Source organism: Bradyrhizobium sp. Ses1, from assembly GCF_059512365.1.
The window spans coordinates 150,596-170,879 of the sequence record NZ_JCAMOQ010000009.1 but is presented as its reverse complement, the minus strand read 5'-3'; the positions used below and the strand labels follow the sequence as shown (position 1 = coordinate 170,879).

General features: G+C 63.8%; 15 protein-coding genes and 3 pseudogenes. 9 read left to right on the top strand and 9 right to left on the bottom strand.

Translation table 11 applies throughout. The features are described from left to right. Window positions 1-7: 7 nt before the first annotated feature. Window positions 8-844 carry a universal stress protein gene (locus AC5ZG5_RS13990; protein ID WP_456642552.1) on the bottom strand — a complete coding sequence of 279 codons (837 nt, stop codon included), beginning with the start codon at window positions 842-844 and terminating at the stop codon, window positions 8-10. 167 nt (window positions 845-1,011) lie between these two features. On the opposite strand from AC5ZG5_RS13990, the pseudogene phbB reads away from it, so the two are divergent. Beyond that, a pseudogene (gene phbB, locus AC5ZG5_RS13985) lies at window positions 1,012-1,735 on the top strand (acetoacetyl-CoA reductase). A 35-nt stretch (window positions 1,736-1,770) separates the two neighbouring features. Then, the gene (locus AC5ZG5_RS13980) at window positions 1,771-2,163 is read left to right on the top strand and encodes a hypothetical protein (protein WP_130228145.1); all 393 of its coding nucleotides are present in this window, start codon (window positions 1,771-1,773) and stop codon (window positions 2,161-2,163) included. A 112-nt stretch (window positions 2,164-2,275) separates the two neighbouring features. Here AC5ZG5_RS13980 and AC5ZG5_RS13975 read toward each other — a convergent pair whose 3' ends face one another. Beyond that, window positions 2,276-2,434 (bottom strand): hypothetical protein, encoded by a 159-nt coding sequence (locus AC5ZG5_RS13975; protein ID WP_456642553.1) that lies wholly within the window; start codon window positions 2,432-2,434, stop codon window positions 2,276-2,278. After that, window positions 2,434-3,072 (bottom strand): P-type ATPase actuator domain-containing protein, encoded by a 639-nt coding sequence (locus tag AC5ZG5_RS13970; RefSeq protein ID WP_496138689.1) that lies wholly within the window; start codon window positions 3,070-3,072, stop codon window positions 2,434-2,436. Before AC5ZG5_RS13970 ends, AC5ZG5_RS13975 begins: the two co-directional genes overlap by 1 nt. A 126-nt stretch (window positions 3,073-3,198) precedes the next feature. Here AC5ZG5_RS13970 and AC5ZG5_RS13965 point away from each other — a divergent pair. Further along, a pseudogene (locus tag AC5ZG5_RS13965) lies at window positions 3,199-5,002 on the top strand (PHA/PHB synthase family protein). Between the two features lie 197 nt (window positions 5,003-5,199). Here the strand turns inward: AC5ZG5_RS13965 and AC5ZG5_RS13960 are convergent. Further along, window positions 5,200-6,750 carry a bifunctional aminoglycoside phosphotransferase/ATP-binding protein gene (locus tag AC5ZG5_RS13960; RefSeq protein ID WP_456642555.1) on the bottom strand — a complete coding sequence of 517 codons (1,551 nt, stop codon included), beginning with the start codon at window positions 6,748-6,750 and terminating at the stop codon, window positions 5,200-5,202. Then, window positions 6,747-7,730, bottom strand: a complete 984-nt coding sequence (locus AC5ZG5_RS13955; protein ID WP_456642556.1) for a zinc-dependent alcohol dehydrogenase family protein — start codon at window positions 7,728-7,730, stop codon at window positions 6,747-6,749. The genes AC5ZG5_RS13960 and AC5ZG5_RS13955 overlap by 4 nt, the downstream gene beginning before the upstream one ends. A gap of 145 nt (window positions 7,731-7,875) precedes the next feature. On the opposite strand from AC5ZG5_RS13955, the gene AC5ZG5_RS13950 reads away from it, so the two are divergent. From AC5ZG5_RS13950 to AC5ZG5_RS13940, 3 genes are all read left to right on the top strand, one after another. Beyond that, window positions 7,876-8,349 carry an Hsp20/alpha crystallin family protein gene (locus AC5ZG5_RS13950; RefSeq protein WP_456642557.1) on the top strand — a complete coding sequence of 158 codons (474 nt, stop codon included), beginning with the start codon at window positions 7,876-7,878 and terminating at the stop codon, window positions 8,347-8,349. 198 nt (window positions 8,350-8,547) lie between these two features. Next, on the top strand, window positions 8,548-9,087 hold the full coding sequence (locus AC5ZG5_RS13945; RefSeq protein WP_456642558.1) for an AAA family ATPase: 540 nt from the start codon (window positions 8,548-8,550) through the stop codon (window positions 9,085-9,087). A 111-nt stretch (window positions 9,088-9,198) separates the two neighbouring features. Then, window positions 9,199-10,704: a CYTH and CHAD domain-containing protein gene (locus tag AC5ZG5_RS13940; protein WP_456642559.1), complete on the top strand. Its 1,506-nt coding sequence runs from the start codon at window positions 9,199-9,201 to the stop codon at window positions 10,702-10,704. A gap of 12 nt (window positions 10,705-10,716) precedes the next feature. On the opposite strand, the gene AC5ZG5_RS13935 is transcribed toward AC5ZG5_RS13940, so the two are convergent. From AC5ZG5_RS13935 to AC5ZG5_RS13925, 3 genes are all read right to left on the bottom strand, one after another. Next, window positions 10,717-11,973 carry a DUF763 domain-containing protein gene (locus tag AC5ZG5_RS13935; RefSeq protein ID WP_456642560.1) on the bottom strand — a complete coding sequence of 419 codons (1,257 nt, stop codon included), beginning with the start codon at window positions 11,971-11,973 and terminating at the stop codon, window positions 10,717-10,719. An 87-nt stretch (window positions 11,974-12,060) separates the two neighbouring features. Beyond that, window positions 12,061-12,636 carry an alpha-ketoglutarate-dependent dioxygenase AlkB gene (locus tag AC5ZG5_RS13930; RefSeq protein WP_130228151.1) on the bottom strand — a complete coding sequence of 192 codons (576 nt, stop codon included), beginning with the start codon at window positions 12,634-12,636 and terminating at the stop codon, window positions 12,061-12,063. Window positions 12,637-12,758: 122 nt separating this feature from the next. Further along, window positions 12,759-14,486, bottom strand: coding sequence for an ATP-dependent Clp protease adaptor ClpS (locus tag AC5ZG5_RS13925; protein ID WP_456642561.1), 1,728 nt, complete (start codon window positions 14,484-14,486; stop codon window positions 12,759-12,761). A gap of 295 nt (window positions 14,487-14,781) precedes the next feature. On the opposite strand from AC5ZG5_RS13925, the gene AC5ZG5_RS13920 reads away from it, so the two are divergent. Further along, a complete protein-coding gene (locus tag AC5ZG5_RS13920; RefSeq protein ID WP_456642562.1) occupies window positions 14,782-17,103 on the top strand; it encodes a Tex family protein in 2,322 nt (773 codons plus the stop codon). An 80-nt stretch (window positions 17,104-17,183) separates the two neighbouring features. Here AC5ZG5_RS13920 and AC5ZG5_RS13915 read toward each other — a convergent pair whose 3' ends face one another. Further along, window positions 17,184-17,702 carry a hypothetical protein gene (locus AC5ZG5_RS13915; protein ID WP_456642563.1) on the bottom strand — a complete coding sequence of 173 codons (519 nt, stop codon included), beginning with the start codon at window positions 17,700-17,702 and terminating at the stop codon, window positions 17,184-17,186. 360 nt (window positions 17,703-18,062) lie between these two features. On the opposite strand from AC5ZG5_RS13915, the gene AC5ZG5_RS13910 reads away from it, so the two are divergent. Then, window positions 18,063-18,755, top strand: a complete 693-nt coding sequence (locus AC5ZG5_RS13910; RefSeq protein WP_456642564.1) for a response regulator transcription factor — start codon at window positions 18,063-18,065, stop codon at window positions 18,753-18,755. A gap of 427 nt (window positions 18,756-19,182) precedes the next feature. Beyond that, a pseudogene (locus AC5ZG5_RS13905) lies at window positions 19,183-20,118 on the top strand (sensor histidine kinase); the annotation flags it as partial. Between the last annotated feature and the right edge of the window lie 166 nt (window positions 20,119-20,284).

Sequence of the window (20,284 nt, the reverse complement as noted above, 5' to 3'; positions counted from 1 at the left end):
CTCGAATCTAATGCGACATCAGCGTCGGCACAGTCATCGAGCGCAGCATCTCGCGCGTGACCCCGCCGAGCACGGTTTCCTTGAGGCGCGAATGCCCGTAGCCGCCCATCACCAGGAGATCGAGCGACTCGTCGGCCGCGAGCGACAGGATGCCCGGCTGGATCTCGGCATCATCCCCCCTGAGCGAGGTCAGATGGACCGCGACGCCGACATGCGCCAGGTATCGCGCGAGATGGGTCGGCGACGCCTCGCTCGGCACGTTGTCGTCTTCGTTGACGGTGATGACCGTCAGCGTCTCTGCCGCCTTGAGGAACGGCATGGCGTCATGCAAGGCGCGCGCCGCAACGCGGCTGCCATCCCAGCAGATGCCGATCCGCTTTGCCCTCAAGGCGCCCTTGAATGTGTAAGGCATGAATAGCACCGGGCCGCCGGCCTCGAACAGGGTTTTTTGGGCGAGGTTGTTGTCGAAGGTGTCGCGATCGACCTCGGGCTGCGACACGATCGTCAGGTCGTGCAGCCGCGCGGCCGCGCCGACGATCTCGACCGCCTCGCCCGGAGGCGCGCTGAGGGCGCGACAGCGGTAGGTGATGCCTGCATTCCTGGCCTGCGCCTCGAACATGCGCAACGCGCCGTCAGCGCGCTCGAACGCGCGCTGACGCTCGATCTCATAGATCGAGCCGATCGCGGCGCCACCTTCCGCCGTCATCGGTATGCTGCTTGCCTCGTAGCCTATCGCCAGCGCTTCAAGTTCGGCTTTGGACGTGGCCGCGAGCGATATCGAGCCATCGGCGACCGGACGCGTCGACAATTCCGTGGGCACCAGCACCAGAATGTTCTTGTACATGAATCTCTCCCTGATGACGGACGAAAGCCGCCTGCGGGCGCTTCCCGTCGTTGGCGAACTCACTATGTCAGCGCAGTTTCCTCCCCTTGTTGACCCACATCAAAGGGCGTTCGGTCTCCCTTCTTTATTGGTTCACGGCCAGGTTGCAGAGGCAAGGGTGGATCGACATGGGACGCGTTGCGTTGGTTACGGGCCGCGTTCGGGGCATTGGCGCCGCGATCGCCCGGGCGCTTCAATCGGAAGGTTACCGCGTGGCGGCGACCTATGCCGGCAATACCAAGGCGGCCGAGGCGTTTCACGCTGAAACAGCTATACCGGTGTTTCAATGGGACGTCGGCGATTTCACCGCCTGCGGCGCCGGCGTGAAGCGGGTGGAAGCCGCGCTCGGTCCGATCGACATTCTCATCAACAATGCCGGCATCGTGCGCGACAGCAGCCTGCACAAGATGACGAAGGCGCAATGGGACGCGGTGATCAATACCGACCTCAACGCCTTGTTCAACATGTGCCGATCCGTGATCGAGGGCATGCGGTCGCGCAAGTTCGGCCGCATCGTCAACATCGCCTCGATCAACGGCCAGAAGGGCCAGTTCGGACAGACCAATTATTCGGCCGCGAAGGCCGGCGAGCTTGGCTTCACGCGGGCGCTTGCGCTCGAGAGCGCGAAGGTCGGCATCACCGTCAACGCGATCTGTCCCGGCTATACCCACACCGAGATGCTGGGTGCGGTCTCGCCGGAGGTCATGAAGGATGTGATCCTGCCGCAGATTCCGGTCGGCAGGCTCGGTCGGCCCGAGGAGATCGCGCGCGGTCGTCTTTCTCGCCGCCGACGAGGCCGGCTTCATCACCGGCTCGACGCTGTCGATTAATGGCGGCCAATATATGAGCTGAGCCATCGAACACCATCACTGACGCAAGGAGAAGCAATGTCCAGCTCTGCGACACGAACTACGACCGCGACGCATGCGCATGCGGTCGTTTGGATCGATCATCTCACCGCAAAGATCTTCTCGATGGGCCTCACGGGCGTGGATTCCATCGTGGTGCCGGCGCATCTGTCCTCGACCCATCTTCACCACAAGGCCAACAGCATCGGCTCAGGCAAGGTCGAGAGTGATCCCGCTTTCCTGGTCAGCGTGGGGCAGGTGCTGCAGAATTGCACCGACGTCCTGATCATGGGGCCGGGGAACGAGAAGACCGAGCTGCTGCATCATCTGCAGGACACCTACCCGAACATCATCCTTCGCGTCGAGGCGAGTGATCACCCGACCGACAAGGAGATCATCGCCCGCGGGAAGGAATTTTTCGGCTTCGCGTGAATTTGGAGCGCGCTGCGGACCTCACTTCTCCCGCTTGAGGGAGAGGTCGCTGCGCCTTGGCGTAGCGGGTGAGGGCTCTCTCCACTCAGGGCATCCCAATGCGGAGACACCCTCACCCCAGCCCTCTCCCGCAAGCGGGAGAGGGAGTGCAGCATCCGTTGCGGATGCAATTCATCACGCTCCCGTCGAGCGCCGTCGGCGGCGCGTTGGTGGCGAGCTCGGCAGCAATCATGCCGAAGCGCGTTCGATGGCCGGTTTCGACGATCAGCATCACTGCGTTGCCGCTGACCACGCTGCTCCCGGCAAAGAGCGCGTTGCTTGCTTCAGCGGGCAGGGTGCCGCGCATGGCGCGGTGGTCTTGCTCGCCGGAAACGGGTCGCCCGTCATCAAGGCCTCGTTGACCTGCAGTTCGTGCACGTCCAGCACGATTCCGTCCGCGGGCACGAGGTCTCCGGTGCGGAGGTGAACGACGTCGCCCGGCACCAGCTCGCTGACGGGAAGGGAGACGATAGCCCCGTCGCGCACGACGTCGGCCTGGATCGCCACCGACTGCCGCAACGCTTCGGCGGTCAGTTCGGCGCGGTGCTCCTGGACGATGTCGAGCGTTAAGGACATGCCGATCACGAGCACGATGATGACGAAACTGCCGATGTCGCCGCTCATGCCTGAAATGGCCGCAGCCGCAATCAGGATTGCGACCAGTGGATTGAGAATGCGCTGAACGATCTTCTTAAGGATCGATTGGCTCTGTGACAGCTGCATCAAGTTCGGGCCGAGCCGCGCCAGCCTGTCCTTTGCGTCGGCCTGCGCAAGCCCGCTTCGCTGCGAAGACAGAGACAGCAGGAGCGTCTCGGTCGGCGTGCGCCAGAACGCCTCTGGTTTCGGTTCGGAGCGAGACAGGATACCCATGGGCGCTCGCTGCATGCGGTTCGGACCGCCCGATCCATACGGGAGGCCGTGGCAAACCAGTTTGACGCAGCTCAAACCGTCGCTGGCGGCACTAGCGTAAATGGAGTCAATGGAGGTTGCCAGGCCATGGATTCCAAAGTCGTTCCATTCGACCCGGTCAAGCCGCCATTGCAAGTCGGCGCGACGGTCCCCGCGGTACCAGCACCGTCCGAGCCGGTATCGGCGTTCGACGTGATCGATCACCTCGCCCATGCCATGATCGCCCGCTGGACTGGTGGCCTGTCTCCCGCCGCGCTTACGCTGGCGTTGCTCGACTGGCAGCTCCATTTGGGGATCTCGCCGGGCAAGCAGTTGACGCTTGCACGGGATGCTATCCGCGACGCGATGCAGTTTTTCGAGACACTCGCGAACCCGCATCCGGTCTATCGCACCTGGGGCCCTGATCGCGCCGGCGCCGGCCGACCGGCGGTTTTCCGAGCCGGACTGGGAATTGCCGGCCTTCAACATGCTGGCGCAGGCGTTCCTGCTGACCGAGCAGTGGTGGCAATCGGCCACCACCGATGTCCATGGCGTGGCGCGGCAGGATGCGGCGATTGCGGATTTCGCGATCCGGCAGTGGCTGGACGTGCTGGCGCCGACGAATTTCGCGCTGACCAATCCCGAAGTGCTGCGCAAGATCATGGAGACCGGCGGCGGCAATTTCGTCGGCGGCCTGCACAATTGGCTGGAGGATTGGAAGGCGCTGGTGACCGGTCACGGGCCGGAACATAGGTTCGTCGTTGGACAGAACGTCGCTGTCACCAAGGGCAAGGTGGTCTACCGCAACGAATTGATCGAGCTGATCCAGTATTCGCCGACCACATCGCAAGTCCGGCCTGAGCCGATCCTGATCGTGCCGGCCTGGATCATGAAATATTACATCCTCGATCTGTCGCCGCACAATTCGCTGGTGCGTTTCCTGGTCGAGAGCGGCTTTACCGTGTTCATGATCTCCTGGCGCAACCCGACGCCCGAGGACCGCAACATCAGTCTCGAGGACTATCGCCGGCTCGGCGTCGATGCCGCTTTCGAGGCTATCGGCCGGATCGTCCCCGGCCAGCCCATTCACGCCACCGGCTATTGCCTCGGCGGCACGCTGTTGTCGATCGCGGCGGCGCGGCTGAGCAAGGAGAAGCCGGACTGCCTGGGCACCGTGACGCTGCTGGCCGCGCAGACCGACTTCACCGAGGCCGGCGAACTCACGCTCTTCATCAACGAAAGCCAGGTCTCGTTCCTCGAGGATATGATGTGGCAGCGCGGCGTGCTCGAGACCACGCAGATGGCCGGCGCCTTTCAGATGCTGCGTTCCAACGACCTGATCTGGTCGCGGATGATCCGTGACTACCTGATCGGAGAGCGGCAGCCGCTCAGCGACCTGATGGCATGGAATGCGGATGCAACACGCATGCCCTATCGGATGCATTCGGAATATCTCCGCCAGCTCTTCCTCGACAACGAACTTGCCGAAGGGCGTTATCGCGTCGACGGCAAGCCGATCTCGCTGTCCGATCTGCATGCGCCGATGTTCGTCGTCGGTACGCTTCGCGATCACGTCGCTCCCTGGAAATCGACCTTCAAGATCCATTTCCTCGCCGATGCCGATACGACGTTCGTGCTCACGAACGGCGGACACAATGCCGGCGTCGTCGCAGCTCCCAACGAGCCGTGGCATTCCTACCAGGTCCTGACCAAGCTGAAGGACGGGCTCTACGTCGGGCCGGATGAATGGCTGAAGGTCGCGCCAAAGCGCGAAGGCTCCTGGTGGCACGAATGGGTCGCGTTCCTGAATGCCCATTCCGGCGAACCGGTTGCGCCGCCACCCATGGGCGGCGCCGGCAAGGACGCCAACGCGCTGGAGGATGCGCCCGGCCGATACGTGCTGCAGCACTAGCGCTTTCGTCCACGATGCGGGCCCCGCGTCACCTCGCCCCGCTTGCGGGGAGAGGTCGAAATTCAAGCTGAGCTTGAATTTCGGGTGAGGGGGAGTCTCCGCGAGTCCGTCTATCACCGTCCGCCTGGAGAAAGCCCCTCACCCCGACCCTCTCCCCGTAAGAACGGGGAGAGGAGAAGGACCGTCATCGTTTCGATCTAATCCTCTGGCGCGGCCCGCCGCGGAAGACATCGCACGCTCCGCTCCAGCGTTTCCTCCGGAGTCCCCGACGCATCCACGAGCGCCCAATCGACGACGCCGGTGTCGATGCTGTCCTGAAACAGCGCCACGTCCTGGGTTGCATCGGAGGCGTCATTCCGGCGTGCGCCGATGCGTGCGAGGCGGACGGCGGTCTCGGCAACAAGGAATATCCCGAAGAAATCGACGCCGCAGGAGGCCGCAAGCGGGCGAAGCTGGTTTCGCTCGTCTTCCTTCAGGAACGCTGCGTCGACCAGCGCGGAAAATCCCTGCGCCAGCATAGCTCGCGCGCGATCGAGCATTGCGTCATAAACGCGCTCGGACGTTCCGGGCGCGTACGCCGACTCGGGGAGCTTGACCAGGGGGTCGACTCCGAAGATCTCCTTGCGGATCACGTCCGAGCGCAGCAGCACCGCGCCGGGTGCAGGCTGGACCAGTCCGGCGATGGCGCGTGCCAGCACGCTCTTGCCGGTGCCTGAGCGGCCGCCGACCGCGATCAGCGACGGCTTTCCCGGCGCGATCAGCTTGCGTGCGAGTTCGAAATACGACTGCGCATCCGACAGCACGGCGGCGCCGCCGCCTTGCGCATGCTTGGTCAGGAGCACGTTGGCTCTGATTGCCGCGCGGATGGACAGGAACAGCGGCAGCAAGGCAAGCGCGCCGGCGTTCTGCTGCCACGTGGCCTGCAGATAGGAGTTCAACAGCCGGTTCGCGGCAGCACGGTTGCCGAAATGCAAGAGGTCCATCAGCGGAAAGGCGAGGTCATAGAGCACATCCGTGGTGGCGATGACGGGGTCGAATTCGATCGCATCGAACAGGCGCGGCTTGCCATCGATCATCACGATGTTGCCGAGATGCGCGTCGCCATGGCATCGGCGCACCCTACGAGCGGCGGCGCGCTGCTTGAGAAGCACCTTGTTCTTGGTGAGCAGATCGCAGCTCAGCAGATGCAGGCGCTCGACCTCGGCGCTTGCAAGTGCGGGATGGCTGCGAAACGCTGTCGTGTTGCGCTCGATGATGCCGGGGAGCGAGGCGAGCCAGGTCTCGCCATCCGAAACCGGTGCGCTGTCGTGGGACGCGGCGATCGCCTCGGCCAGCGGTTCGGCGAGTTCTGGCGTGATCTCGCCTCGTGCCGCCAGATGGTCGAGCGTCTGGTTCTCGTCGAACCGCGCCATCTCGACCGCCCACTCGATGACGTCTCCCTTGCCGCCGATTTCGGGGCCAGCTTCGCCTTCCGTGATCGGTACCACGCCGCGATAGATTTCCGGCGCGAAACGCCGATTGATGGCGATCTCCTCCTCGCAGGCGTGCTTGCGTTTGTCGAGCGAGGAGTAATCCAGATAGGGCAGCCGCACCGCACGCTTGACCTTGTAGACGCGGTCGGGCTTCAGGAACACGATCGAGCCGTGCGTGTCGATGCGACGGGTACCATGCCCGCCGGACGGCTTGCCGAGAAAATCCAGCACGCGGTCCTGGTCGGTCGTGCCTTGATGCGAGGACGGTGGCGTCATGGCCGCAGCACCGCCGCGCCGACCAGATTGCCACTGCGCAGGTGCGCCAGCGCCTCATTGGCCTGATCCAGAGGAAAGGTGGTCGTCGTCGTCTTGATGTTCGCCTCGCGCGCCACTTTCAGAAAATCCCTGCCGTCCTGGCGTGTCAGATTGGCGACCGAGACGATCTGCCGCTCCTCCCAGAGAATATCATAGGGAAAGGACGGAATGTCCGACATGTGGATGCCGGCGCAGACCACGCGGCCGCCTTTGCGTAACGCACGCAAGGCTTGCGGCACCAAGGCGCCAACTGGCGCATAGATGATGGCGGCGTCGAGTTCGGCCGGCGGCCTGTCGCCGGAAGCGCCCGCCCAATCGGCGCCAAGCGACAGAGCGAGTTGTTGCGCCTCCATATCGCCGTCGCGCGTGAAGGCGAAGATCTCGCGGCCTTGCCAGCGCGCGACCTGAGCGATGACGTGGCCCGCCGCGCCGAAGCCGTAGATGCCGAGGCGCTTGCCGTCGCCGGCCATCATCAGCGAGCGCCAGCCGATCAGGCCGGCGCAGAGCAGCGGCGCCAGCGCGACATCGTCGCCGTCCTCGCCGAGCGGAAAGCAATAGCGCGCATCGGCGATCAGGTGGCTCGCAAATCCGCCATCGCGGGTGTAGCCGGTGAAGCGCGGATGGTCGCAGAGATTCTCCTTGCCCTCGCGGCAATAAGGGCAGGTGCCACAGGTGAAGCCGAGCCAGGGCACGCCGACGCGCGCACCTGGCGCGAGGCCGTGAACGCCTTCGCCGAGCAGATCGACCCGGCCGACGACCTCGTGACCGGGAATGATGGGATAACGGATGTCAGGCAATTCGCCGTCGACGACATGCAGGTCGGTGCGGCAGACGCCGCAGGCGGAGATCTTGACGCGCACCTCGCCCGGTCCGGGCGACGGATCGGGCCGCTGCTCACGCACGAGCGGCGTGTTGGGGGCCTGAAGGACCATGGCGTACATCAACAACACCTCTCTGAGGCCTCAAGGGAAACGTTGGTTCCAGTCTGCCGCGCATACTCCGGGTCTCGCTTGATTTCGCTCAACGCCCGTCCTTCGGACAGGCCGTAAAGTTCCAGCGCCAGTTCGGCTTACATAGGAGGCAATCATGATCAAGCCTATGGTGCCCGTGACCACTGATCGCAATGTCGCCCGTCGCGAAGCCAATCCATTCGCGTACCTGCAGCAGGAAATCGATCACCTGTTCGAAGGCCTTTCCCGCAACTTCCCGGCCTTCGCCGCGGCCGGCAGAAGCCTGCCGAGCATGGATGTCAGCGAGACCGACAAGGCGATCGAGATCACGGCGGAACTTCCCGGTCTCGAGCAGAAGGACGTCGAGCTCAATCTCACCGACAACCTTCTCACCATTCGCGGCGAAAAGAAGAACGAGCGCGAGGAGAAGAGCAAGGATTACCACCTGGTCGAGCGAAGCTTCGGCTCGTTCGCGCGCTCCGTCGAATTGCCGCCGGGTGTGAAAGCGGAAGATATCTCCGCTGAGATCTCCAAGGGCGTCCTCAAGGTGACCGTGCGCAAGCCCGAGCCGAAGCAAAGCAAGCAGATCGAGATCAAGACGACGTCGTGATCCGGAAGGTAGGGGCGACGGAGGCGGGCTAGACGTCGTCAAACCGGCTCCGTCATTCCGGGCGATGCGCAGCTTCGAACCAGGAATCCATTTCACCACTTGCGCACGCGGCATAATGGATTGCGGGCGCGCGCGTTGCGCGCCCCGGAATGACGAGTCGCTGGAATCGCTGAACGTTGCGCTATATGCTGCAGCGCGATGAACGATGGTACAGGCGAAGTTCTTATCCTTACCGGTCCGCCAGGATCGGGAAAGACAACCACGGCGAAAATCCTTGCCCACGAGCCGGGGATGGCCAAGGTGCATCTTCACGCCGACGATTTCTGGCATTTCATCAAGCACGGTGCGATTCCGCCCTATCTGCCGGAGGCGCACGAGCAAAATCGGAGTGTGGTTCGTATCCTCGCAAACGTGGCGGAGGGATACGCCAGAGGCGGCTATTTTGTTCTCCTGGATGGCATTGTCGGGCCGTGGTTCCTGGGGCACTTCCACTCACTCAGGGTCGCTCTGCACTACATCGTTCTCAGGCCCCCGCTCGAGATTGCCATCCAACGCTGTCGCGCACGCGGAGGCGATACACTGACCGATGCGGAACAGATCACGGTGATGCATCAGCAATTCTGCTCGTTGGGAGATCTCGAACGGCATGTACTCCAAACCGACGGATATGACTCGGAACTGACAGCGCGCGAGGTGAGCAGGGCGGTGCAGAGCGGAGCGTTCCGATTGCCTGGATGATGGGGTGCTGTGCTGGAACGATGATTGCCGGGCCGCGGCACTCTTCACCGTTCTCGGCGTTGTAGCGCTGGGACTTGCGCAGTCCGCATCCAACAGCAATACGGAGCAAGCATGGCTGTCGAGACGGAACTGAAATTCCGGGTCGCCGCGCGCGACCTCAAATCTCTCGCCGGCTGGCGCATTCCCGGTGGAAAAATGGGTGAGCGATCGGACAGCGATCTTGTCTCGACCTATTTCGATACCGGGAAACACAAGCTGAAGAGTCGCGGTCTGACACTGCGCGTGCGGCAAAACGGCAGCACGAACATCCAGACGATCAAGTCGGCGAACGGCGCGCAGTTTGGCCGAGGCGAATGGGAAGCGGAGATCAAGGACGACGCGCCGGACCTTCGTGAGGTCGACGACACGCCGCTCGAGCCGCTCGCCACCGGCAAGCTACGCCGCAAGCTGAAGCCTGTGTTCAAGACATCGGTTCATCGCACCATCGTTCCGGTCCGGACCCGCAGGAGTGAGATCGAACTCGCCATCGATCGGGGAAAGATCGTTGCGGGTCACCGTGCGAGCCCTATCGAGGAACTCGAACTTGAGCTGAAAAGCGGCCGGCTCGCTGACCTGTTCCGTATTGCCAGAGCGATCGAGCAACGGTTGGGAGCCGAACTCGACTTGCGATCAAAATCGGACCGCGGCTATGGCCTCGCCGAGGGCAGGGAGGAACAGGTCGTTTTCGCCGAGCCGATCGAGCTCCCCGCCGACATGACGGCGGGCGAGGCATTCCGGGTCATCGCCCGCGCGACGGTTCGTCATTTCTCTGGAAATGCGGATGCGGTCCGCAATCTTGACGCGGAAGGTGTTCATCAGATGCGGGTGGGTCTCCGCAGACTCCGCGCGGCGATCTCGCTGTTTTCGAAGGTGCTGCCTGGTGCCGGGACGGGAGCCGCCAAGCGCGAGCTGAAGTGGCTCACGGCTGAGCTCGCGCCTGCGCGCGAAATCGACGTGTTCATCAGCGAGCAGGTCGAGCCGGTCACGCACGACCGCGCGCTGAGCCGCGGCGGCAAGGCCATCAAGGACGAGTTCGACGAGAAGCGCGCCCATGCCCTTACACGGGCGAAGAGGGCGGTGAGCTCGATACGGTTCCGCAGGCTGCTGGTCGACACGCTGGAGTGGGTCGAGTCGAAGCCGCCTTCGGCGAACGAGCATATGGACGTTCCGATCGAAAAATTTGCGGCTGACGTCTTGCACCGTCGCACCAGGAAGGCGCGCAAGCAAGGCCAGCACCTTGACCGCCTGTCGCCGCGCGCGCGGCATAAGCTCCGGATCAGGATCAAGAAGATCAGGTATGCGGTGGACTTCTTTAAGTCGCTTTTTCCGGCCAAGCGCGAGCAGAAGAGACTTAAACGCCTGTCCGGCCATCTCAAGAAGATCCAGGATGCGCTTGGCGCGCTGAACGACTTTGTTGCGCATCGGAAGATGGCCATGGCAGCAGCGCTGCAGGCGCCGCGCGAGAACAGGCGCGCCCGCGCACTTGCGGCCGGCGTGGTGGTTGGCCGGGAGGACAAGGCGATCAGGCCGCTGATGAAGGTCGCCCTCAAGGAGGCGCAACGGCTGCAAGTGGCGTGAAGCCGACGGCGTCTATGTCGATTTGCCCGGCGTCGCGCGTTTGCTGCCGGCGATCTCCGCTTCCCATCCGAACACCGAGCGGCCGCCGAGCGCGGGCGATCGGTTGCGCTCTTGCGCGACGAACGCATCGAAGGATGGGCCGGTTGCGGTTCGCTCCAAGAGGCGCGCCTGACTGTCGAGGCGCTTCAATGCCTGCATCTCCTCCTCGCGGCCAAGGCTCGCCTGCTGCACGGCGGATTTCAGCACGCGGATGGTCTCGTCATAGACCTTGATCGGCACCGGATAGGGATGGCGGTCCTTGCCGCCATGGGCGAGCGAAAACCGCGCGGGATCCTTGAACCGGTAGGGTGCGCCGTGGACGACCTCGGCGACCATCGCGAGCGACTGCACGGTGCGCGCGCCGACGCCCGGCGTCAGCAGCAATTCCCGAAAATCGCGCGGGCCGCATTCGGCGGCCGCCGCCAGCGTGCCGTGCAGGCGGCGCGTAAACACGTCGCTGGCGCGGACGTCGTGATGCGCGGGCATGATCAGATGCGGCAGCTCCGGCTGCGCCTCGGGCTGTTTCGACAGCGCGGCATATTCGCGCGCGATGCCGTCGGGCCCAAGCGCGCCGAGCAGATCGAGCTGCGCCGCGCGCGATTGTTCGGCGCGATGATCGGTCAGGTTGATGATCTCGCCCTGCGCGGGACCATCGATGGCGCTGTGCGGCTCGTCGACGAAGCTCTTCAGAGTTTCGGAATGCCAGTGATAGCGGCGCGCCTGCCGCTTGTCGCCGTTCATGCCCTGCTGCACCACGGTCCACTTGCCGTCCTCGGTGACGAAGAAGCCGTGCAGATAAAGCTCGAAGCCGTCCTGGACGGCGGCGCTATCGACCTTGGCCACCAGCCGGCTGGCACGCGTCAGCGCCACGCCATCGAAGCCGGTGCGTTCGCCGAGCGCGGTCAACTCGTCCGGCGTGCGGCGCGAGTTGCTGCCGCGGCCGCCGCAGACATAGATGCCAAGCTCGTCTTGCAGCGGCACGAGCCCGCGCTTCAATGCGCCGATCACCGACGTGGTGATTCCAGAGGAATGCCAATCCATCCCCATGACCGCGCCGAAGGATTGGAACCAGAACGGATGGGCGAGCCGCTGCAGGAACTCCTCGCGCCCGTAATGGTGGACGATCGCCTGCGTGATGATCGCGCCGAGCGTGGACATGCGCTGGCCGAGCCACGCGGGCACGCGCCCGTTATGGAGCGGAAGATCGGCGCTACCGGTTCGTCGTGCCATGAGGCTCCTGGTGCTGAATCAGGTGGAGTATAGCAGTTCTTGCTTCACCTCTCCCATAGGGAGAGGTGATCGAAGCGTCCCTCGCGACTAGTCCCGCATCGTGCGCAACGTAATGGAATAGCGCGGCGCTTCGACCGCTGGGATGCTGTGCTCCCAGATTTGTCTCGCCTCGCCCGAGAGCAGGTAGATCGATCGGGGCTGCGCCTCCAAGGTGAAACGTTCCCACTTGTCGCCGGCCGGGCGGCGGAAGCGGAACTTGCACGGCGATCCCAGCGACAGGCCGAAGACCCGCTCGTAATGCGGCTTGTCGCGATGCCAGCCGATGCCGACGCCGGTCTCGTATTCGGTGCAGAGCGCCTGGGCGATCTCGGTCCGTGGCCCGCCGAAGGCCTCAACCTGTTCGATCAAGGGGCGGAGCCAGTCCGGGATGAAATCGGCCTCGCGCATCCGGCGCTCCGTATAGTCGTAGCGGAAGCCGAACGAGGCCACCCGCCGCTTGCCCTGATATTGGCCGAACTGGAACGGTTGCAGCGGCAGCGCAGCGATGCGCGCGATCAATTCCCGCTCGACGTCAGGCGAAATGAAATCGGCGGCATAGCGCAATCCCTCCGGCGCTGATGACGCGGAGGAATTGTCGGCAAAGAGGGCGAGCTGCTCGGTCAAGCCGGCGGTCCTTATCTCGGCCTGCAGGGGCACCACCTAAATATAGGGCGGAGCAGCGCGACATGAAGGGGCGCGGGTAGCATCGCCGGACCAGGCGCGATGGCCCTTCACGCGGGCGTGCGTTACTCCGCGGCCATCTCCTGCGCACCGCCGAGCAGTTTCACATTGAGCCGGCCGCCGGCGAACAGCATGTCGTCGAGCGCCTCGTCGATGTCGGCCGACATCACCGACTTGCCGCCGTCGCGGGCGATGCTGGCCTGTGCGAGGCGCCGCATCAGCTCCTTGATGAAGGCGGCGCTGACGCCGTCCGTGCGCCGCACCGCTTCATCGACGGTGGTCTCCTCAAGCGGCAGGTTCTTGCCATAGAGCCGCACGAGCTTGCCGCGCCCGATCGCATCCGGCAGCGGCACCTCGATCGCCTGGTCGATGCGGCCGGGCCGGCCGGCCAGCGCGCTTTCGAGCTCCTCGGGTCGGTTGGTGGTGAGCACGAACAGGATGTCGGCATCCTCCTTCAACCCATCCATCTCGTTGAGCAGCTTGTTGAGCAGCGATTCCTCGCACGGGCCCATCAGCTCGCGGTCGGTGGCGATCAGGTCGACGTCCTCGATCACGACCATCGTCGGCTGCAGCAGCCGCGCCAGATTCATGTAGGCTTCGAGCAGCCCGATCTGTTCGGCGGTGATGATCAGTGTCGTATGTCCCGGCAGGTTGGTGGCGAGGTAGCGGATGGTGTGAGTCTTCCCGGTGCCCGGCGGTCCATAAAGCAGGATGCCCTTGCGCGTCGACTGGCCAAGCCGGCGCAACGCGTCGCGGCTGCCGACAAAGTTCAGGACGTTGCGCTCAAGCAGTCTCAGGGTCGGTTCGTGCAGGATAACGGCCTCGCGATCGACCGGCGGCAACCGGTGCACAGTTACGCCCCTTGAACGTCCGCGATACTCGGCCCCGCTGTCGAGCGAAAGAATCTTGCCGCGATAGGAGCGTGCTGTCTGCACCGCTTGCTCGAGTTCCGAAAAACAGCGCTGAACGAAGGTGTCGCCGGCCGCGCCGGTCGGCACTGCGATCTCGATTCGGATCGCGTCCTCGTTGCGGGATTCGCGATAAATGGACAGCAGCACCGCGTAGCGAAGCTCGCCGGCGCGGCACAGCCACAATCCGTTGTTAAGACATTTCACCGCCGCCGGCTCACCGACATCGACTTCATAATATTGCGGCGGAGCGATCACCGGCGCATTGCGCCCGTCGTTCATCAATCCCGCAAAAGTCAGCGTCTCGTAGCGATATTCTTCGTGAACGCCGAAGAAGTGGATCGGTGAGGAGAGCAGTCGATCCAGCGCGACCTGAACGTCCGCACGCATGTGACCCGGAAAGCCGCGCGCCCGCGTCACGAGCTGGTTGCGTGGAATGCCCGCAAAATGCCAATCGATCGCGACGTATGTGTATCTGAATTCTTCGCCCTGCAATTTTTCGGATGCATCCCTTGCCGCGAGCAGGCAGTCGCTGCAGAGGCAGGCAATCTTGTCGTCGAGTTGCACCTCCTGCACCGGCGGCGGCGCGCCGCACAGATCGCAGGGACGGCTGGTCCTTACCGCTTCGCTGGTAATCTGAAGACCATGCCCGGCTGCGTTGATGCGCTGTTGCGCTGTTTTCCATAGCGCTGCCGCGACCCGGGACGGATAGGGGCCACAGGTGGCGTTGCCCTGCTGGTCGATCTCGGCCGCGAACAGGATGGCCTCCCGCTCCGACTTGCCGAACACGGCGCGCAAAAGCTCTCTGACGAACTCTCGAGGCGTCTCGTTATCGTTGTGGAAGACAAATTGAAACGATTCGGCGCCGGTATACCCGTCGTCCATGAAATACCTCTTGCGCACAATTTAAGATCGAAAGAACAAAAAAAGAACATCATGAAACCTGCCGTTCGTCAAGCAGGCCAAACTGGAAAATGTTGGGAGCGCTTCGCTGGAGAGCCATTCGACACATCTTCGGCAGATTGACGGCGCACAGACCGCGATACCGATTCGCCGTTTCGCGCGGCCGCGCTTGTGAACTGCCTCTCTCTGCCGCTTGATCAAATCGGCGGGCATGGTCCATAAGCGGCGCCTTGCGACCGGCGGTTCGGTTGCTTCGAAGTGGTGCAGAGGGAATTGCGTGGCAAAGATTCATCAGCAGATTGCGCAGGAGCTTGGCGTGCGCGAGCAGCAGGTCGAGGCGGCCGTCACGCTGCTCGACGGCGGCGCCACGGTGCCGTTCATTGCCCGCTATCGCAAGGAATTGACCGGCGCGCTCGATGACGCGCAATTGCGCACGCTGGAAGAACGGCTGACCTATCTGCGCGAACTCGAGGAGCGCCGCACCGCGATCCTCAATTCGATCCGCGAGCAGGGCAAGCTCGACGCCGCGCTCGAAGCGCGGATCATGGCTGCCGACAACAAGGCGCGTCTCGAGGATATCTATCTTCCCTACAAGCCGAAGCGTCGCACCAAGGCCGAGATCGCCAAGGAGGCCGGGCTCGAACCGTTGTCCGAGCTGTTGATGACGCAGCCGCAGCATGATCCGAAAGCGCAGGCGGCAGCCTTTGTCGATGCCGACAAGGGTGTGGCCGACGTGGCCGCGGCGCTGGAAGGCGCGCGCGCGATCCTAGTCGAGCGCTTCGACGAGGATGCCGATCTGATCGGCGCGCTGCGCGAGGAGGTGTGGGCGAACGCGCTCATGGTCTCGACCGTGCGCAAGGGCAAGAAGACCGAGGGCGAAAAGTTCAAGGACTATTTCGACTTCAGCGAGCCGCTGCACAAGCTGCCGTCGCACCGCATCCTGGCGCTGTTCCGCGGCGAGAAGGAGGAGATTCTCGATCTGCAGATGCAGCCGGAGGCGGAGCCGCCGGTGGCCGGCGTGCCCAGCGCCTATGAACTGAAGATCATGAAGCGTTTCGCCATTTCCGATCTCGGCCGTCCCGGCGACAAATGGCTGATCGAAACCGTGCGTTGGGCCTGGCGCACCAAGATCCAGGTGCATCTCAACATCGACCTGCGCATGCGGCTGTGGACCGCGGCGGAGACCGAAGGCGTGCGCGTGTTCGCCTCCAACCTGCGCGACCTCCTGCTGGCGGCGCCCGCCGGTGCGCGCGTGACCATGGGGCTCGATCCCGGCTATCGCACCGGCGTCAAGGTCGCCGTCGTCGATGCGACCGGCAAGGTGCTGGCGACGACAGCGGTCTATCCGCATGAGCCGCAGCGGCAATGGGACGAGGCGCTCGCGACCCTGGGCAAGCTCGCGATTCAGCATCGCGTCAACCTGATTGCGATCGGTAACGGCACGGCCTCGCGCGAGACCGACAAGCTCGCGACCGAACTGGTGAAGCGGCTGCCGGACTTGAAGATGACGAAGATCGTCGTCTCCGAGGCCGGCGCTTCCGTCTATTCGGCTTCGGCCTATGCGTCCGAGGAACTGCCCGGGCTCGACGTCACCCTGCGCGGCGCGGTGTCGATCGCGCGGCGCCTGCAGGATCCGCTCGCCGAACTCGTGAAGATCGATCCCAAGGCGATCGGCGTCGGCCAGTATCAGCACGATCTCGGCGAGAGCAAGCTCGCACGCTCGCTCGACGCCGTCGTGGAAGACTGCGTGAATGCCGTCGGCGTCGACGTCAACACCGCCTCCGTGCCGCTGCTGTCGCGGGTGTCGGGCATCGGGCCCGGCTTGGCGCAAAGCATCGTGCAGCACCGCGACTCGAACGGCCCGTTCAAGTCGCGCAAGGCGCTGAAGGAGGTGCCGCGGCTGGGGCCGAAGGCCTTCGAGCAATGCGCGGGCTTCCTGCGCATCAACGACGGCGAGGATCCGCTCGATGCCTCGGGCGTGCACCCCGAGGCCTATCCGGTGGTGCGCCGGATTCTCACGGCGACCAAGAGCGATATCAAGGCGCTGATCGGCAACAGCGAGATCATGCGCCAGTTGAAGCCGCAGTCGTTCGTGGACGAGACCTTTGGTCTGCCGACGGTCACCGACATCCTGCGCGAACTGGAAAAGCCCGGCCGCGATCCCCGTCCGGCGTTCAAGGCCGCGGTGTTCAAGGAAGGCGTCGAGGAGATCAAGGACCTCAGAGTCGGCATGATCCTCGAGGGCACCGTCACCAATGTCGCCGCCTTCGGCGCCTTCGTCGATATCGGCGTGCATCAGGACGGTCTGGTGCACATCTCGGCGATGTCCAGGACCTTCATCAAGGATCCACGCGAGGTCGTCAAACCCGGCGACATCGTCAAGGTGAAGGTGCTCGACGTCGAAGTCGCCCGCAAGCGCATCGCGCTGACGCTGCGGCTCGATGATGAGACCGGCAAGAAGGATTCGAAGGGCTCGTCGAGCGACCGTGTTCGCGGGCCGATGACGTCCTCCGCCCCGCGCAAGCAAGAACAACCCGGCAACGCCTTCGCCGACGCCTTCCGCCGCGCCAGCGAGAAGAACGGCAAGCCGTTACGCTGAGCGGAACTGCTTAGTCTGGCACGGAAGCTAACTTCCGTGTCAGAATCTGTCGCCTTTGTCAGTTGAAGTCGAAGGAGCTTTTAGCTCTCCTGATCGTTCTCCTGTTGCGACGCGATGCGTCGCTGCAATTCAACCAGGGAGGAATCGGGATGAAGAGCAAGCTCGTCAATTCCCTTATCGCGGGTGCGCTCACGACCGCGCTTGCGTTCGCGTCGCCGGCCTTCGCTCGCGGTGGCTTCGGGGGCGGCGGCGGTGGCTTCCATGGCGGCGGCATGGGCGGCGGTTTTCACGGCGGCGGCATGGGCGGAGGCTTCCGCGGCGGTGGCATGGCCGGAGGTTTCCGCGGCGGCGGCTTCGGAGGCGGGATGCACGCCATAGGCGGAGGAACGCGCTTCGGCGGCATGGGTGGAGGGACGCGTTTCGCGAGCATTGGCGGAGGACCGCGTTTTGCTACCATCGGCGGAGGACCGCGTTTTGTGGGTGGGCGGTTTGCTGGTGCGCGGTTCGCGAATGCGAATGCTGCATTCGCGCCGCGCTTCGCGAGCCCCGGCTTTCGAGGCGCAGCTTTTCGAAGCGCAGCCTTCCGGCATGGCTTCCATAACCGCTTCTTCCGCAACCGCTTCAATCGCTTTGCGTTCATCGGCGTGCCCTTCGGCTACGCCGCCTACGCTGGCTACTACGACGACTGCTGGACCCAAGTGTGGACGGGCTATGGGCTGCAGTGGGTCAACGTCTGCGGGTACGACGGTTACTACTGACTGCCGACCCACGGTGTGATGAGCGCGACACGGCACCTTCCGGCGCAGCCTCGCCGGGTGGGCCTGGGGTGACCGTCACATTCATGTGAGCCGTCCCGCGCAACCATCGGAGTACGATGAGCATCTCCGACAAAGCCAGCTGCGCGACGTCCTGGACTGCAGGAACGCCGCGCGTTGTGGCCAGTCATTCGGAAGAAGACCATGACGGCAGGTCATCGCCGCATTCTCGTCGTCGAGGACGACGCGGAAACTGCCAGCCAACTCGCCGAGCAACTCACGAGCAGCGGCTATGAGGTGGATCTGGCCGCGAGCGGCAACGAAGCCCTGCGGTGCGGCACGTCTCGCGATCATGCCGTGATCACGATCGACCGCATGCTTCCCGACATCGATGGCCTCACGGTCATGCGTCAATTGCGCGACGGTGGCGTCGCTGCTCCCTTCCTAATCATCAGCGCGCTCGGCGAGGTCGATGATCGGGTCCGTGGCCTGCGCGCCGGCGGCGATGATTATCTGGTCAAGCCCTTCTCCTTTGTCGAATTGCTAGCGCGGCTGGAAGCGCTTGGCCGGCGCAGCGAGACCATCGCCAAGGACACCATCCTGCGGGTCGGCGATCTCGCCATTGACCTGATCTCGCGCACCGCCAACCGCGGCGGCAAGGCCATTCCGCTGCTTCCTCGGGAATTCCAGCTTCTGGAGTATCTGGTCCGCAACGAAGGCCGCGTTGTCTCCCGCGCGATGCTGCTGCAGCACGTGTGGGATCTCCACTTCGATCCCTCAACCAATATCATCGACGTCTATGTCGGACGCGTGCGTCGCAAGGTCGACGACCAGCAGGCCTATCCGTTGATCCATACCGTCCGCGGCATGGGGTACTGTCTCCGTGCTCCTGGCTGATACCCTGAGGTCGACGACCTTCAAGCTGGCGCTGGCCGCGATCGTGACCTTTGGCGTAATCGCCGCCGCCATCTTCGCCTATGTCTATCTGTCGACCGCCTCTTTCGTGCGCAGCCGATCAGATCAGGCCATCATGGCCGAATATTCCGGCCTGCTCGGCGCTTACGAGCGATCAGGACGCAAGGAATTGATTGAGCTGATCCGAAACCGGGTGGCCGACAGCAGTTCCGCAGAAAAACTGTATCTTCTGGTCGATCATGCGTCCGCCGTTCTCGCCGGGAATCTCGACAAATGGCCTTCGGCGGCCAGGGCTGCACAGGGATTGACGGAGTTTCATGCCCCTCGTGCGTCGGATGCCGCAAGCCAATCGCGGTTTCGTGCCATGTCTGCAACGCTACCGGGCGGCGATCGTCTGCTGGTGGGAACTGATATCAGCGACCTCGACAGCTTTGCCGCCAAGATCTGGGCGGCGGTGATTGCAATCATTTTCCTGATGTTCGTGGTTGCGGTGGTGGCGAGCATCCTGGTCACGCAGCGGACAGTGGGACGAATAGAAGAGATCAACGCCACCAGCCGGGCTATCATGCAAAGCGGCCTCGACAAGCGCATTCCGCTGCGCGGCAGCCATGACGAATGGGATCGTGTGGCGGAGAACCTGAACCTGATGCTCGACCGCATCGAGGCCTTGATGGGAGACGTCAAGCAGGTGAGCGACAATGTCGCCCATGATCTGCGGACGCCGCTGACCCGGATGCGCGGACGGCTGGAGAAGGCCTATCACGGCGAACGTATCGGCGAGAAAGATCTAGCGCTGATCGGCGACACGATCGCGGACCTCGATGCCGTCCTGGGGATGTTCTCCTCGATCACGCGGATCGCGCACATCGAGACCCAGGTGCGCAAAGGCGCGTTTCGCAACGTGAACCTGGTCGAGATCGCAAGCGAGGTCGTCGAGCTCTATGACGCCGCGGCGGAGCGCGACGGTACCGATCTCTCCATCACTGGCGACCGCGAGGTGCGGGTGACCGGCGACCGCGATCTGTTGTTCGATGCCATCGCCAACCTCGTGGACAATGCCATCAAGCACGGTCGCGCCGGAGGCAAGATCGTCGTTGCCTGCGAAAACGTCGATGAGGAGGCCGTCATTGCGATCACCGATGACGGGCCCGGAATTCCTCCTGGCGAACGCGACCACGTCTTCAAGCGGTTTTACCGGCTCGAGCAGAGCCGCTACACGCCTGGAAACGGCCTTGGACTGAGCCTCGTCGCCGCCGTGGCCCACCTCCATGGCGCCCGGATCGAGCTGCTCGATCAGTCACCGGGTGTTCAGTTCAAGCTCTGGTTCTCAGCGCCAGCGAATTAGAGCATGATGAGATTAAGGTCGAGTTGGCGCCACGTCGGAAGTGCCTTACCTCTCCCCATCGGGGAGAGGTCGGATCGCATCGTGAGATGCGATCCGGGTGAGGGGGATGAGCTCCATCGAGGAACCGTAACCCCTCACCCGGCGCTACGCGCCGACCTCTCCCTAT